The sequence below is a fragment of the Streptomyces sp. 351MFTsu5.1 genome (genome assembly GCF_000383655.1).
GTDB classification, from domain to species: Bacteria; Actinomycetota; Actinomycetes; order Streptomycetales; family Streptomycetaceae; genus Streptomyces; species Streptomyces griseorubiginosus.
The window spans coordinates 227,977-241,734 of record NZ_KB911779.1; the positions used below are offsets into that span (position 1 = coordinate 227,977).

Sequence of the window (13,758 nt, forward strand, 5' to 3'; positions counted from 1 at the left end):
TGTTTCTCCTAGGTGTCTGCCCCGGCCGTACCAGGTACCGGAGTCAGTATCTGAGCAGACGGTCGCCTGTCAGAGATCCAGGCCCCCGAAGGGGCCTGGAAGGGGTGCGGAGCGCTTAGTACTGCTCGGTCTCCACGAACCCGGCGTCCGCGTCGTCGTCCGCGCCGAACGCGTCCGCCGCAGCGGTCGGGTCGAACCCGGGAGGCGAGTCCTTGAGCGCCAGGCCCATACCCGCCAGCTTCGCCTTGACCTCGTCGATCGACTTCGCACCGAAGTTGCGGATGTCGAGCAGGTCGGCCTCGGAGCGGGCGACGAGCTCACCCACGGAGTGGATGCCCTCACGCTTGAGGCAGTTGTACGACCGAACGGTGAGCTCCAGCTCCTCGATCGGCAGCGCCAGGTCGGCGGCAAGGGCGGCGTCCGTCGGGGACGGGCCCATGTCGATGCCCTCGGCGTCGATGTTGAGCTCGCGGGCCAGACCGAACAGCTCGACCAGGGTCTTGCCGGCCGACGCCATGGCGTCACGGGGACGCATGGCCTGCTTGGTCTCGACGTCGACGATCAGCTTGTCGAAGTCGGTGCGCTGCTCGACACGGGTCGCCTCGACCTTGTAGGTGACCTTGAGAACCGGCGAGTAGATGGAGTCGACCGGGATACGGCCGATCTCCTGGCCCACCTGCTTGTTCTGCACGGCGGAGACGTAACCGCGGCCACGCTCGACCGTCAGCTCCATCTCCAGCTTGCCCTTGCCGTTGAGCGTGGCGAGGACCAGGTCGGGGTTGTGCACCTCGACACCGGCCGGGGGCGCGATGTCGGCGGCGGTGACCAGACCCGGGCCCTGCTTGCGCAGGTACATCACGACCGGCTCGTCGTGCTCCGAGGAGACGACCAGCTGCTTGATGTTGAGGATCAGGTCGGTGACGTCCTCCTTGACGCCCGGCACGGTGGTGAACTCGTGCAGGACGCCGTCGATGCGGATGCTGGTGACAGCAGCGCCGGGGATCGACGACAGGAGGGTGCGGCGGAGGGAGTTACCGAGGGTGTAGCCGAAGCCCGGCTCCAGCGGCTCGATCACGAACCGGGAGCGGAACTCGTCGACGACCTCTTCGGTCAACGAGGGACGCTGAGCGATCAGCATGTGAATCCTTCAGTTCAGGGGCACCCACTATTTGATGCCCTGAGGTACTTCAAGGGTACGGGCGGCACGACCCTTACGAGACGTACCGCCCGAAAACCGCTACGAAGCGAACCGCGTCAGACGCGACGACGCTTCGGCGGACGGCAGCCGTTGTGCGGGGTCGGGGTGACGTCCTGGATGGAGCCGACCTCGAGGCCCGTGGCCTGGAGCGAACGGATCGCGGTCTCGCGACCGGAACCCGGGCCCTTCACGAACACGTCGACCTTGCGCATGCCGTGCTCCTGCGCGCGACGGGCAGCCGACTCGGCGGCCATCTGCGCGGCGAACGGCGTGGACTTCCGGGAGCCCTTGAAGCCGACGTGGCCGGCGGAGGCCCAGGAGATCACGTTGCCGGACGGGTCCGTGATGGAGACGATCGTGTTGTTGAACGTGCTCTTGATGTGCGCGTGGCCGTGAGCGACGTTCTTCTTTTCCTTGCGGCGCACCTTCTTGGCAGCGCCCTGACGACCCTTGGGGGGCATCTACAAACTCCTACGGGGAGGTGGTCGGTCCTACAGCGAAGACCGCTGATGAAGCGTTGTCCGCTGAGGACTACTTCTTGCCCGGCTTCTTCTTGCCGGCGATGGCGCGACGCGGGCCCTTGCGGGTGCGGGCGTTCGTGCTGGTGCGCTGACCACGGACAGGCAGACCACGGCGGTGGCGCAGACCCTGGTAGCAGCCGATCTCGACCTTGCGGCGGATGTCGGCCTGGATCTCGCGACGGAGGTCACCCTCGGTCTTGATGTTGTTGTCGACGTACTCGCGGATCGCGACGAGCTGCTCTTCGCTCAGGTCACGAACACGGGTGTTCGGGTCGATACCCGTCTCCGCCAGCGTCTGCTGCGAAAGAGTCCGGCCGATGCCGAACACGTAGGTCAGGGCGACCTCCACGCGCTTTTCGCGCGGGATGTCAACACCGGAAACGCGTGCCATTCAATGGCTCCAGTTGATCTTCGGAGGTCTGACGCAGAACCGGATCCCGACCGCCGTACCAGGTACGAATCGGGTCCTCGGCCTCCGAACCGAGGGTGTCGGGCGTGCACTGGCCGCCCGGGTTCCGCGTATTTACATATTCAGCTCGCGTCGCGCGAATCTCTGCGGATGCAGAGGGTGAGGCCGGTTGCGATTAACCCTGGCGCTGCTTGTGGCGCGGGTTCTCGCAGATGACCATGACCCGGCCGTGACGGCGGATCACCCTGCACTTGTCGCAGATCTTCTTGACGCTCGGCTTGACCTTCATGGGATCGAGGTTCTCCGAGTCAGAGGGATCTACTTGTACCGGTAGACGATCCGGCCACGGGTCAGGTCGTACGGAGAAAGCTCCACCACGACCCGGTCGTCAGGGAGGATACGGATGTAGTGCATCCGCATCTTGCCGCTGATGTGTGCCAGGACCTGGTGGCCGTTCTGGAGCTCGACCTTGAACATGGCGTTCGGAAGAGACTCGACGACAGTGCCCTCGATCTCGATGGCACCTTGCTTCTTGGCCACGCTTCGCCCTTCGAATCGACTACCTTGATCGACTCCCGCCCAAGCATGAAGACATGCGGGCACACGAGAGTCGACGAGTCAGTCTACGTCAGCACTACCAGAAAAGACGAATCGAGGATCCATGCCCCGCCACGGAGATCCTTAAGCACTGACGGCATACGACCTAGGCAAGCGGATCCGGAGCCGCAACAACCCCGTGCTCCGCAAGCTTCGCCTTGCCACCGTCCGGAGCCGTGAGCACCAAGGGCCCTTCCTCGGTCAGGGCAACCGAGTGCTCCCAGTGCGACGACCACGTCCCGTCCGTCGTGATGACCGTCCAGTCGTCCGACAGGACCTCCGTCCGGGGCGTGCCCAGGGACACCATCGGCTCGATCGCGAGGCAGAACCCCGGCACCAGCTTCGGCCCCTTCCCCCGCCGCCGGTCGACGTAGTTCAGCAGGTGCGGGTCCATGTGCATCTCGGTGCCGATGCCGTGGCCGCCGTAGTCCTCGATGATCCCGTACTTGCCGCCGCCGGGCTTCGGCTGGCGGCGGATGTACGTCTCGATGGCCCGGGAGACGTCGACCAGCCGGTTCCCCTGCTTCATCGCCGCGATGCCGGCCCACATGGACTCCTCGGTCACCCGGGAGAGCTCGATCAGCTCCGGGGCGTGCCCCGACCCCACGAACGCCGTGAACGCGGCGTCCCCGTGCCAGCCGTCGATGATCGCGCCGCAGTCGATGGAGATGATGTCGCCGTCCTTGAGGACGACCTCGTCGGACGGGATGCCGTGGACGACGACCTCGTTCACCGAGGTGCAGATCGTCGCCGGGAAGCCGCCGTACCCCAGGAAGTTCGGCTTGGCGTCGTGCTCCGCGAGGACCTTGCGCGCGACCTGGTCGAGATCCCTGGTCGTGGCCCCGGGCACCGCGGCCTCACGGGTGGCCGCGTGGATGGCGGCGACGACCAGCCCCGCCTCACGCATCTTGGCGATCTGCTCGGGGTTCTTGATCTGCACCATGCTGCGGGGGCCTTTCGGAGATATGGGGGCGGGCGCCATCAACGATACGTGCACCCACACAGCAGCCGCGGCCCCCTCGGAAGGGAACCGCGGCTGTAGCACAGCGTGAAACCGCTAGGCGGCGTGGTCCTCGCGCTTGAGGGCCTCCATCGCGCGGCCGGTGACGTCCTCCACCTTGCCGAGCGCCGAGATCGTGACCACCAGGCCCTGGGCCTTGTAGTAGTCGATGATCGGCTCGGTCTGGGTGTGGTAGACCTCCAGCCGCTTGCGGACGGTCTCCTCGGAGTCGTCGTCGCGCTGGTACAGCTCGCCGCCGCAGACGTCACAGACGCCGTCCTGCTGGGGCGCCTTGTAGGAGACGTGGAAGACGTGCGCCGAGTCGTTGCGGCAGATGCGGCGGCCGGCGATGCGCTTGACGACCTCCTCCTCGGGTACCTCCAGGTCCAGCACCGCGTCCAGCTTCATGCCCTCGGTCTGCAGCATCTCGTCGAGCGCCTCGGCCTGCGAGACGTTGCGCGGGAAGCCGTCGAGCAGGAAGCCGTTCTCGGCGTCGGGCTGCTCCATACGGTCCTTGGCCATCCCGATGGTGACCTCGTCCGGAACCAGGTTGCCCGCGTCCATGTAGGACTTCGCGAGTTTGCCGAGGTCCGTCTGCTGGCTGATGTTGGCGCGGAACAGGTCGCCCGTGGAGATGTGCGGGATCGACAGGTTCTTGGCGAGGAACGCGGCCTGCGTTCCCTTGCCGGCACCCGGCGGCCCGACGAGGACGATACGCATCAGCGGAGGAACCCTTCGTAATTGCGCTGCTGGAGCTGGCTCTCGATCTGCTTCACCGTCTCGAGACCGACACCCACGATGATCAGGATGCTGGTCCCGCCGAACGGGAAGTTCTGGCTTGCCCCGAAGCCGACCAACGCCATCGTTGGCACAAGAGCGATCAGACCCAAGTACAGCGAACCCGGCCAGGTGATCCGGTTGAGTACGTAGCTGAGGTACTCAGCGGTCGGTCGGCCAGCCCGGATGCCCGGGATGAAGCCACCATACTTCTTCATGTTGTCGGCGACTTCCTCGGGGTTGAAGGAGATCGCCACGTAGAAGAACGCGAAGAAAACGATGAGCAAGAAGTAGAGCGTGATGTAGATCGGGTGGTCGCCCTTGACGAGGTTCTGCTCGATCCAGGTCTTCCAGCCCGAGTTGCCGTTCGAGAACTGCGCGATCAGAGCCGGGATGTAGAGCAGCGACGACGCGAAGATGACCGGGATCACACCCGCCTGGTTGACCTTCAGCGGGATGTACGTCGACGTACCGCCGTAGGACCGGCGGCCGATCATGCGCTTCGCGTACTGCACCGGGATACGGCGCTGGGCCTGCTCGACGAAGACCACCAGACCGACCATGACCAGGCCGACCAGGATGACGGTGCCGAACTCGATCCAGCCGCCGGCCAGGGTGCCCTGCTTCTTGATGGCCCACAGCGCGGACGGGAAGGTCGCGGCGATCGAGATGAACATCAGGATCGACATGCCGTTGCCGATGCCGCGGTCGGTGATGAGCTCACCGAGCCACATGACGACGGCGGTACCGGCGGTCATCGTGATGACCATGACGATCGTGGTGAAGATCGCGCGGTCCGGGACGATGCTCGACGCCACGGTGCAGCCGGAGAAGAGCGCACCGCTGCGGGCGGTAGCCACCAGACCGGTGCCCTGGAGGATGGCGAGCGCCACCGTCAGGTAACGGGTGTACTGCGTGATCTTCGCCGTACCGGCCTGGCCCTCCTTCTTGAGGGCTTCCAGACGCGGGATGACCACGGTGAGCAGCTGGAGAATGATGCTCGCCGTGATGTACGGCATGATGCCGAGCGCGAAGATCGTGATCTGCAGCAGCGCGCCACCGCTGAACATGTTGACCAGACCGAAGAGTCCCGTGTTGCCGGACGCCTGGTCCACGCACTCCTGGACGGACTTGTAGTCGACGCCAGGGATCGGAATGTGGGTACCCACGCGGTACACCACGATGATGGCGAGCGTGAAGAGCAGCTTCTTGCGCAGGTCGGGCGTCCTGAACGCCCGGGCGAACGCGGTGAGCACGGTGCCTCCTGCGACCCCCGCGCTACTGCGTCAAGGGTGACGGTCTTGAGGTTCGACGAATATGAGAGAAAGCAGTGCAGGCCACCTTACCGGCGACACTGCCCCCCGTGGAACGACCAACCGGGGATACCCCGTTGTGAGGTATCCCCGGTGGGTACTGCTTTACGTCATCGCGCTCAGACGAGCTCGGTGACCGTGCCGCCGGCGGCGGTGATCTTCTCCTTGGCGGAGCCGGAGACGGCGTCGACCGTCACCTGCAGCGCCACGGAGATCTCGCCCTGGCCGAGGACCTTGACGAGGCTGTTCTTGCGAACGGCACCCTTGGCCACCAGACCCTCGACGGTGACCTCGCCACCCTCGGGGTAGAGCGCGGCCAGCTTGTCGAGGTTCACGACCTGGAACTCGGTCTTGAACGGGTTCTTGAAGCCCTTCAGCTTCGGAAGACGCATGTGGAGGGGCATCTGCCCACCCTCGAAGCGCTCCGGAACCTGGTAGCGGGCCTTCGTGCCCTTGGTACCACGACCAGCCGTCTTACCCTTCGACGCCTCACCACGACCCACACGGGTCTTGGCGGTCTTGGCGCCCGGGGCGGGACGGAGGTTGTGGATCTTGAGCGGGTTGTTCTCCGCCATGATCAGTCGACCTCCTCGACCGTCACGAGGTGGCGGACGGTGTGCACCATGCCGCGGAACTCGGGGCGGTCCTCCTTGACGACCTGCGTGTTGATGCCCTTGAGACCAAGGGAACGCAGGGTGTCACGGTGGTTCTGCTTGCTGCCGATGTAGGACTTGACCTGCGTAATCTTGAGCTGCGCCATGATTACGCACCCGCCCCGGCACGCGCACGGAGAAGAGCCGCGGGAGCGACGTCCTCGAGGGGCAGACCACGGCGGGCCGCGATCTCCTCGGGACGCTGCAGACCCTTCAGGGCCTCCACGGTCGCGTGCACGATGTTGATCGCGTTGTCGGAGCCGAGCGACTTCGACAGCACGTCGTGGATACCGGCGCACTCGAGCACGGCACGCACCGGACCACCGGCGATAACACCGGTACCGGGCGACGCGGGCTTCAGGAGCACAACGCCGGCAGCCTTCTCACCCTGGATGGGGTGCGGGATGGTGCCCTGGATACGGGGGACCTTGAAGAAGTGCTTCTTGGCCTCCTCAACACCCTTGGCGATGGCGGCCGGCACCTCCTTGGCCTTGCCGTAACCGACACCCACGGTGCCGTCACCGTCGCCCACCACGACCAGCGCGGTGAAGCTGAAGCGACGACCACCCTTCACAACCTTGGCGACGCGGTTGATCGCGACAACGCGCTCAACGTACGCGGTCTTCTCGGCGGCAGCAGCGCCGCCGTCACGGCCCTTCCGGTCCCGCCGCTCGCCGCCACCGGCACCGCCACCGCGGCGCTGGGGTCCAGCCATTGGAATTACCTCTCTCTTTTTCCGCTAGCTACGAACGGCTCAGAACTTCAAGCCGGCTTCGCGGGCGGCGTCCGCCAGGGCGGCGATGCGCCCGGCGTACTGGTTGCCACCACGGTCGAACACGACAGCCTCGACACCGGCGGCCTTGGCGCGCTCGGCGACCAGGGCACCGACCTGCTTGGCCTGCGCCGACTTGTCGCCGTCGCCACCGCGCACCGTGGTGTCCAGGGTGGACGCCGACGCCAGGGTGTGACCCTTGATGTCGTCGATCACCTGGGCCACGATGTGGCGGTTGGAACGGGTAACGACCAGACGGGGACGCTCCGCCGTACCGGAGATGTTCTTCCGGATCCGGATGTGACGGCGCTTGATCGCGGCGCGCTTGTAGGCGTCGCCCTTCAGGATCTTCTGTCCGTATGCCATGGCTTACTTACCCGCCTTTCCGACCTTGCGGCGGATGACTTCGCCCTCGTACTTGACGCCCTTGGCCTTGTACGGGTCGGGCTTGCGCAGCTTGCGGATGTTGGCCGCAACCTCGCCGACCTTCTGCTTGTCGATGCCCTCGACCGAGAACCGGGTGGGGGCCTCCACCTTGAAGGTGATGCCCTCGGGGGCCTCGACGGTGATCGGGTGGCTGTAGCCGAGAGCGAACTCGAGGTTCGAACCCTTGGCCTGCACGCGGTAACCGACACCGCTGATCTCGAGCTTCTTCACGTAACCCTGGGTCACGCCGGTGATCATGTTCGCCACCAGCGTGCGGGACAGGCCGTGCAGGGCCTTGTTCTGACGCTCGTCGTTGGGGCGGGTGACGTTGAGAACGCCGTCCTCACCCTTGGCGATGTCGATCGGCGCAGCGACGGTGTGCGAGAGGGTGCCCTTGGGGCCCTTCACCGAAACCGTACGGCCGTCGATGGTGACGTCCACGCCGGCGGGAACCGTGATGGGGAGCTTGCCAATACGCGACATAGCTGTTTCCTCCGATTCCTTTCCGCTACCAGACGTAGGCGAGGACTTCTCCGCCTACGCCCTTCTTGCCGGCCTGCTTGTCGGTGAGGAGCCCGTGGGACGTGGAGATGATGGCCACGCCCAGGCCGCCGAGCACCTTCGGCAGGTTGGTGGACTTCGCGTACACCCGGAGACCGGGCTTGGAGATCCGCTTGATGCCCGCGATGGAGCGCTCACGGTTCGGGCCGAACTTCAGCTCGAGGACGAGGTTCTTGCCGACCTCGGCGTCCTCGACCTTCCAGCCCGTGATGAAGCCCTCCTGCTGGAGGATCTCCGCGATGTGCGACTTGATCTTGGACGCCGGCATCGTCACGGAGTCGTGGTATGCCGAGTTCGCGTTCCGCAGACGCGTAAGCATGTCTGCGATCGGATCAGTCATGGTCATGAATTGGCCTTCGGCCTCTCTCGCCGGGGTTTCCAGGTGCCCATCCCTCTCCTCGATCCGAGACGAGGCGGGTGCGGTGCGGTGGACCTACGGCGTAGTAAGTCGTACGGGCGTCAGGGCGCCCAACCCTCCTAGCCTAAGCCATGGAGGGGTGGGCCCCTGACCAAACCCTTTGCTTACCGAGAGCTTCAGGTAACCCCAACTAGGGGATTACCAGGAGCTCTTGGTCACGCCCGGCAGCTCGCCACGGTGAGCCATCTCACGAAGGCACACGCGGCACAGGCCGAACTTGCGGTACACGGAGTGCGGACGGCCGCAGCGCTGGCAGCGGGTGTACGCACGCACACCGAACTTGGGCTTGCGAGCAGCCTTGGCAATCAGAGCCTTCTTCGCCATCTCGCTCACGCCTCCTTGAAGGGGAAGCCGAGGTGACGAAGGAGCGCGCGGCCCTCAGCGTCGTTGGTCGCCGTGGTCACCACGGTGATGTCCATGCCCCGGGTACGGTCGATCTTGTCCTGGTCGATCTCGTGGAACATGACCTGCTCGGTGAGACCGAAGGTGTAGTTGCCACGGCCGTCGAACTGCTTGGGGGACAGACCACGGAAGTCGCGGATGCGCGGCAGCGCGAGCGACAGGGTGCGGTCCAGGAACTCCCACATGCGGTCGCCACGGAGCGTGACGTGGGCACCGATCGGCTGGCCCTCACGCAGCTTGAACTGCGCGATGGACTTGCGGGCCTTGGTGACGGCCGGCTTCTGACCGGTGATCGTGGTGAGGTCGCGGATGGCGCCCTCGATCAGCTTGGAGTCGCGGGCGGCGTCGCCCACACCCATGTTGACCACGATCTTGACGAGGCCGGGGATCTGCATGACGTTCTCGTACTTGAACTCGTCACGCAGCTTGCCCGCGATCTCCTCGCGGTACTTCGTCTTGAGACGCGGAGTCGTGGTGGTAGCCATCAGATGTCCTCACCCGTCCGCTTGGCAACGCGGATCTTGTTGCCCTCGTCGTCGAAGCGGTAACCGACACGCGTGACGACCTTGTTGCCGTCCTTCTCCACGACCAGCTGGACGTTGGAGACGTGGATCGGGGCCTCGGTCGTGACGATGCCGCCGGCCTGCGAACCGCGAGCGGTCGGACCGGCCTTGGTGTGCTTCTTGACCCGGTTGACACCCTCGACCAGGACGCGGTCCTCGCGGGGGAAGGCCGCGATGACCTTGCCCTGCTTGCCCTTGTCCTTACCGGTGATGACCTGGACCAGGTCGCCCTTCTTGATCTTCATGCTTACAGCACCTCCGGAGCCAGCGAGATGATCTTCATGAACTTCTTCTCGCGCAGCTCACGCCCGACCGGGCCGAAGATGCGGGTGCCGCGAGGGTCGCCGTCGTTCTTCAGAATGACGGCGGCGTTCTCGTCGAAGCGGATGTACGAGCCGTCCGGACGGCGGCGCTCCTTGACGGTGCGAACGATGACCGCCTTGACGACGTCACCCTTCTTCACGTTGCCACCGGGGATCGCGTCCTTGACGGTGGCGACGATGACGTCACCGATGCCCGCGTAGCGGCGACCGGAGCCACCGAGCACACGGATGCAAAGGATCTCCTTCGCACCAGTGTTGTCGGCGACACGCAGTCGCGACTCCTGCTGGATCACGTCTATCTCCTGTTTGTCTGCCGGTTCCCTCCGGGGGTTGAACCGGAGAGCCTGGCGGAACCGTCCTGCGGGAGTGCCCCGCAGGAATTACTGGCCTGCCGGAAGAGCAGCGTCAAACGTTTTGCGCTTCTCACGCATACGTCTACGCAGCTCAGCCGGTCCCCGGCGGGCGGGTCCGCAAGTCATTCGCGGACCCGCCCGCCGAGTAGGCGGAACTTGTCCTCAGGGCCGAAGCCCCGCAGGGACTACTTGGCCTTCTCGAGGATCTCGACGACGCGCCAGCGCTTGGTCGCCGACAGCGGGCGGGTCTCCGCGAGGAGGACCCGGTCGCCGACGCCGGCAGCGTTCTGCTCGTCGTGCGCCTTGAGCTTGTTGGTACGGCGGATGACCTTGCCGTACAGCGCGTGCTTGACGCGGTCCTCGACGGCGACGACGACGGTCTTGTCCATCTTGTCGCTGACGACGAGACCCTCACGGGTCTTGCGGAAGCCGCGGGCCTCTGCAGTCTGCTCAGTCACGTTGCTCTCACTCATCAGGCGCTCTCCACCGTCTCGATGCCCAGCTCGCGCTCACGCATCAGGGTGTAGATCCGCGCGATGTCCTTACGGACGGCCTTCAGCCGACCGTGGTTCTCGAGCTGACCGGTCGCCGCCTGGAAGCGGAGGTTGAACAGCTCTTCCTTGGCTTCGCGGAGCTTGTTCAGCAGCTCCTCGTCACCCAGTTCGCGCAGCTCGGACGCCTTGGTACCGGCCGACATCACGCTTCACCTGCCTCGCGCTTGACGATCCGGCACTTCATCGGCAGCTTGTGGGCTGCGCGAGTCAGGGCCTCACGGGCGATCTTCTCGTTGGGGTAGGACAGCTCGAACATGACCCGGCCCGGGTGCACGTTCGCGATCCACCACTCCGGCGAACCCTTACCGGAACCCATGCGGGTCTCGGCAGGCTTCTTCGTGAGCGGGCGGTCCGGGTAGATGTTGATCCAGACCTTGCCGCCACGCTTGATGTGGCGGGTCATCGCGATACGGGCCGCCTCGATCTGGCGGTTGGTCACGTACGCCGGCGTGAGGGCCTGAATGCCGTACTCGCCGAACGCGACCGTCGTACCGCCCTTGGCCTGACCACGGCGCTTCGGGTGGTGCTGCTTGCGGTGCTTGACCCTACGGGGGATCAGCATGTCGGTCAGGCCTCCGTTCCGGTGCTCTCAGCCGGAGCGGCGGCGGGAGCCTCGGCCTTGGGGGCCTCGGAACCGGCAGCCTGCTGCGGCTTGCGACCGCGCCGCTCGCCACCACGGCCACCACGGGCCGGGCGGTCGGCACCGCCACCGCGAGCCGGGCGGTTACCCGCACGGGCGGCAGCGTTCTCGGCGCGGACCTCGGCGATGTTCTTGACGTCGCCCTTGTAGATCCAGACCTTCACACCGATGCGGCCGAAGGTCGTCTTGGCCTCGAAGAAGCCGTAGTCCACGTTCGCGCGGAGCGTGTGCAGGGGCACACGGCCCTCGCGGTAGAACTCCGAGCGGGACATCTCGGCGCCACCGAGGCGGCCACCGCACTGGATCTTGATGCCCTTGGCGCCGGCCTTCATCGCCGACTGCATGCTCTTGCGCATGGCACGGCGGAAGGAGACGCGGGAGGAGAGCTGCTCGGCGACGGCCTGGGCAACCAGCTGAGCGTCGGTCTCGGGGTTCTTGACCTCGAGGATGTTCAGCTGGACCTGCTTGCCCGTGAGCTTCTCGAGGTCACCGCGGATGCGGTCGGCCTCGGCGCCACGGCGGCCGATCACGATGCCCGGACGAGCGGTGTGGATGTCCACACGCACACGGTCACGGGTGCGCTCGATCTCCACCTTGGAGATGCCGGCGCGCTCCATGCCGGACGTCATCATCCGACGGATGGCGACGTCTTCCTTGACGTAGTCCTTGTACAGCTTGTCGGCGTACCAACGCGACTTGAAGTCGGTCGTGACACCGAGCCGGAACCCGTGCGGGTTTACCTTCTGGCCCATTACCGGGTTCCTTCCTTGCTGCTGACGACCACGGTGATGTGGCTGGTCCGCTTGCGGATCCGGTAGGCACGGCCCTGGGCACGCGGACGGAACCGCTTCAGGGTCGGGCCCTCGTCGACGTACGCCTCGGAGATGAAGAGGCTGTCGGCGTCGGTGTGGTCGTAGTTGTGCGCGGCGTTGGCGATGGCGCTGTCCAGCACCTTGCCGACGGGCACTGAGGCTGCCTGCGGAGCGAATCGCAGAACAGCCTGAGCCTCCGTGGCATCCATGCCACGGATAAGGTCCACCACTCGGCGGGCCTTCATGGGCGTAACGCGGATGTACCGCGCCTGGGCCCTGGCTTCCATGGTTGTCCCTCTCAGTTACTTACGTGTCTGAATGCGATCCGCTACTAGCGGCGCTTCGACTTCCGGTCGTCCTTGACGTGACCCCGGAAGGTGCGCGTCGGCGAGAACTCGCCGAGCTTGTGGCCGACCATCGACTCGGTGACGAACACCGGGATGTGGGTCTTGCCGTTGTGCACCGCGATCGTGTGGCCGAGCATGGCCGGGACGATCATCGAGCGACGGGACCAGGTCTTGATGACGTTCTTGGAACCGGCTTCGTTCTGGGCGTCCACCTTCTTGATCAGGTGGTCGTCGACGAAGGGCCCCTTCTTGAGACTGCGCGGCATCTAAACCCGCTCCTAGCGCTTCTTGTTCGTCTTGCGGCGGCGGACGATGTACTTGTTCGAAGCCTTCTTCGGCGAACGAGTACGACCCTCCTTCTGACCCCAGGGGCTGACCGGGTGGCGACCACCGGAGGTCTTGCCCTCACCACCACCGTGGGGGTGGTCAACCGGGTTCATCGCCACACCGCGAACGGTCGGGCGGACGCCCAGCCAGCGCTTGCGGCCGGCCTTGCCCCAGTTGATGTTGCTCTGCTCGGCGTTGCCGACCTCGCCGACCGTGGCGCGGCAGCGCTGGTCGACCAGGCGGATCTCACCGGACGGCATGCGGAGGTGGGCCATGGTGCCCTCCTTCGCGAGCAGCTGCACCGAGGCACCGGCGGAGCGGGCGAACTTGGCGCCGCCACCGGGACGGAGCTCGATCGCGTGGATCGTGGTACCGACCGGGATGTTGCGGAGCGCCAGGTTGTTGCCCGGCTTGATGTCGGCCCCGGGACCGTTCTCGACGCGGTCACCCTGCTGCAGGTTGCGCGGGGCGAGGATGTAGCGCTTCTCGCCGTCCGCGTAGTGCAGCAGCGCGATGCGCGCGGTGCGGTTGGGGTCGTACTCGATGTGCGCGACCTTCGCCGGCACGCCGTCCTTGTCGTGACGACGGAAGTCGATCACACGGTAGGCGCGCTTGTGTCCGCCACCCTGGTGACGAACGGTCACACGACCGGCGTTGTTACGGCCGCCCTTGCTGTGCAGGGGGCGGACCAGCGACTTCTCCGGCGTGGACCGCGTGACCTCGACGAAGTCGGCGACGCTGGAGCCACGACGGCCCGGCGTAGTCGGCTTGTACTTGCGGATTCCCATTTCT

Annotated in this window: 25 protein-coding genes; all 25 read right to left on the bottom strand. The window is 65.7% G+C overall.

Going from position 1 to position 13,758, the window contains the following annotated elements; genetic code table 11:
- Window positions 1–115: 115 nt before the first annotated feature.
- Entirely contained in the window at window positions 116–1,138 is a 1,023-nt protein-coding gene (locus H295_RS0113025; RefSeq protein ID WP_003966937.1) for a DNA-directed RNA polymerase subunit alpha, read from the bottom strand.
- A 116-nt stretch (window positions 1,139–1,254) separates the two neighbouring features.
- Window positions 1,255–1,659, bottom strand: a complete 405-nt coding sequence (rpsK, locus tag H295_RS0113030; RefSeq protein WP_003956432.1) for a 30S ribosomal protein S11 — start codon at window positions 1,657–1,659, stop codon at window positions 1,255–1,257.
- A gap of 70 nt (window positions 1,660–1,729) precedes the next feature.
- Complete coding sequence (rpsM, locus tag H295_RS0113035; RefSeq protein WP_020135802.1) at window positions 1,730–2,110, bottom strand: 30S ribosomal protein S13; 381 nt, start codon at window positions 2,108–2,110, stop codon at window positions 1,730–1,732.
- A gap of 193 nt (window positions 2,111–2,303) precedes the next feature.
- Window positions 2,304–2,417, bottom strand: coding sequence for a 50S ribosomal protein L36 (gene rpmJ, locus H295_RS0113040; RefSeq protein ID WP_003998809.1), 114 nt, complete (start codon window positions 2,415–2,417; stop codon window positions 2,304–2,306).
- 29 nt (window positions 2,418–2,446) lie between these two features.
- Window positions 2,447–2,668, bottom strand: a complete 222-nt coding sequence (infA, locus tag H295_RS0113045; protein WP_003948620.1) for a translation initiation factor IF-1 — start codon at window positions 2,666–2,668, stop codon at window positions 2,447–2,449.
- A gap of 163 nt (window positions 2,669–2,831) precedes the next feature.
- Window positions 2,832–3,668: a type I methionyl aminopeptidase gene (map, locus tag H295_RS0113050; protein ID WP_020135803.1), complete on the bottom strand. Its 837-nt coding sequence runs from the start codon at window positions 3,666–3,668 to the stop codon at window positions 2,832–2,834.
- Window positions 3,669–3,782: 114 nt separating this feature from the next.
- Window positions 3,783–4,445 (bottom strand): adenylate kinase, encoded by a 663-nt coding sequence (locus H295_RS0113055; RefSeq protein ID WP_020135804.1) that lies wholly within the window; start codon window positions 4,443–4,445, stop codon window positions 3,783–3,785.
- Window positions 4,445–5,758: a preprotein translocase subunit SecY gene (secY, locus tag H295_RS0113060; RefSeq protein WP_020135805.1), complete on the bottom strand. Its 1,314-nt coding sequence runs from the start codon at window positions 5,756–5,758 to the stop codon at window positions 4,445–4,447. Before secY ends, H295_RS0113055 begins: the two co-directional genes overlap by 1 nt.
- Before the next feature lie 176 nt (window positions 5,759–5,934).
- Window positions 5,935–6,390, bottom strand: coding sequence for a 50S ribosomal protein L15 (gene rplO, locus H295_RS0113065; RefSeq protein WP_003974249.1), 456 nt, complete (start codon window positions 6,388–6,390; stop codon window positions 5,935–5,937).
- A 2-nt stretch (window positions 6,391–6,392) separates the two neighbouring features.
- Window positions 6,393–6,575, bottom strand: coding sequence for a 50S ribosomal protein L30 (rpmD, locus tag H295_RS0113070; RefSeq protein WP_003974250.1), 183 nt, complete (start codon window positions 6,573–6,575; stop codon window positions 6,393–6,395).
- Between the two features lie 2 nt (window positions 6,576–6,577).
- The gene (gene rpsE / locus H295_RS0113075; protein WP_009190144.1) at window positions 6,578–7,183 is read right to left on the bottom strand and encodes a 30S ribosomal protein S5; all 606 of its coding nucleotides are present in this window, start codon (window positions 7,181–7,183) and stop codon (window positions 6,578–6,580) included.
- Between the two features lie 39 nt (window positions 7,184–7,222).
- Entirely contained in the window at window positions 7,223–7,606 is a 384-nt protein-coding gene (gene rplR, locus H295_RS0113080; RefSeq protein ID WP_020135806.1) for a 50S ribosomal protein L18, read from the bottom strand.
- Window positions 7,607–7,609: 3 nt separating this feature from the next.
- Window positions 7,610–8,149 carry a 50S ribosomal protein L6 gene (gene rplF / locus H295_RS0113085; protein ID WP_007384076.1) on the bottom strand — a complete coding sequence of 180 codons (540 nt, stop codon included), beginning with the start codon at window positions 8,147–8,149 and terminating at the stop codon, window positions 7,610–7,612.
- 25 nt (window positions 8,150–8,174) lie between these two features.
- Window positions 8,175–8,573 (bottom strand): 30S ribosomal protein S8, encoded by a 399-nt coding sequence (gene rpsH, locus H295_RS0113090; RefSeq protein WP_007384075.1) that lies wholly within the window; start codon window positions 8,571–8,573, stop codon window positions 8,175–8,177.
- Window positions 8,574–8,783: 210 nt separating this feature from the next.
- The gene (locus H295_RS0113095) at window positions 8,784–8,969 is read right to left on the bottom strand and encodes a type Z 30S ribosomal protein S14 (protein WP_003956452.1); all 186 of its coding nucleotides are present in this window, start codon (window positions 8,967–8,969) and stop codon (window positions 8,784–8,786) included.
- A 5-nt stretch (window positions 8,970–8,974) separates the two neighbouring features.
- Window positions 8,975–9,532 (bottom strand): 50S ribosomal protein L5, encoded by a 558-nt coding sequence (rplE, locus tag H295_RS0113100; RefSeq protein WP_020135807.1) that lies wholly within the window; start codon window positions 9,530–9,532, stop codon window positions 8,975–8,977.
- Window positions 9,532–9,855 carry a 50S ribosomal protein L24 gene (gene rplX, locus H295_RS0113105; RefSeq protein WP_003992365.1) on the bottom strand — a complete coding sequence of 108 codons (324 nt, stop codon included), beginning with the start codon at window positions 9,853–9,855 and terminating at the stop codon, window positions 9,532–9,534. The genes rplE and rplX overlap by 1 nt, the downstream gene beginning before the upstream one ends.
- Before the next feature lie 2 nt (window positions 9,856–9,857).
- Window positions 9,858–10,226: a 50S ribosomal protein L14 gene (rplN, locus tag H295_RS0113110; protein WP_003998823.1), complete on the bottom strand. Its 369-nt coding sequence runs from the start codon at window positions 10,224–10,226 to the stop codon at window positions 9,858–9,860.
- A gap of 245 nt (window positions 10,227–10,471) precedes the next feature.
- Window positions 10,472–10,759: a 30S ribosomal protein S17 gene (gene rpsQ / locus H295_RS0113115; RefSeq protein WP_007384073.1), complete on the bottom strand. Its 288-nt coding sequence runs from the start codon at window positions 10,757–10,759 to the stop codon at window positions 10,472–10,474.
- Entirely contained in the window at window positions 10,759–10,983 is a 225-nt protein-coding gene (gene rpmC / locus H295_RS0113120; RefSeq protein WP_005481220.1) for a 50S ribosomal protein L29, read from the bottom strand. Before rpmC ends, rpsQ begins: the two co-directional genes overlap by 1 nt.
- A complete protein-coding gene (gene rplP, locus H295_RS0113125) occupies window positions 10,983–11,402 on the bottom strand; it encodes a 50S ribosomal protein L16 (protein ID WP_004927269.1) in 420 nt (139 codons plus the stop codon). Before rplP ends, rpmC begins: the two co-directional genes overlap by 1 nt.
- 5 nt (window positions 11,403–11,407) lie before the next feature.
- Entirely contained in the window at window positions 11,408–12,232 is an 825-nt protein-coding gene (gene rpsC, locus H295_RS0113130; protein WP_020135808.1) for a 30S ribosomal protein S3, read from the bottom strand.
- Window positions 12,232–12,579 (bottom strand): 50S ribosomal protein L22, encoded by a 348-nt coding sequence (gene rplV, locus H295_RS0113135; protein WP_003974262.1) that lies wholly within the window; start codon window positions 12,577–12,579, stop codon window positions 12,232–12,234. The genes rpsC and rplV overlap by 1 nt, the downstream gene beginning before the upstream one ends.
- A 44-nt stretch (window positions 12,580–12,623) precedes the next feature.
- Entirely contained in the window at window positions 12,624–12,905 is a 282-nt protein-coding gene (rpsS, locus tag H295_RS0113140; RefSeq protein WP_007384069.1) for a 30S ribosomal protein S19, read from the bottom strand.
- A 12-nt stretch (window positions 12,906–12,917) separates the two neighbouring features.
- A complete protein-coding gene (rplB, locus tag H295_RS0113145; RefSeq protein ID WP_007384068.1) occupies window positions 12,918–13,754 on the bottom strand; it encodes a 50S ribosomal protein L2 in 837 nt (278 codons plus the stop codon).
- Between the last annotated feature and the right edge of the window lie 4 nt (window positions 13,755–13,758).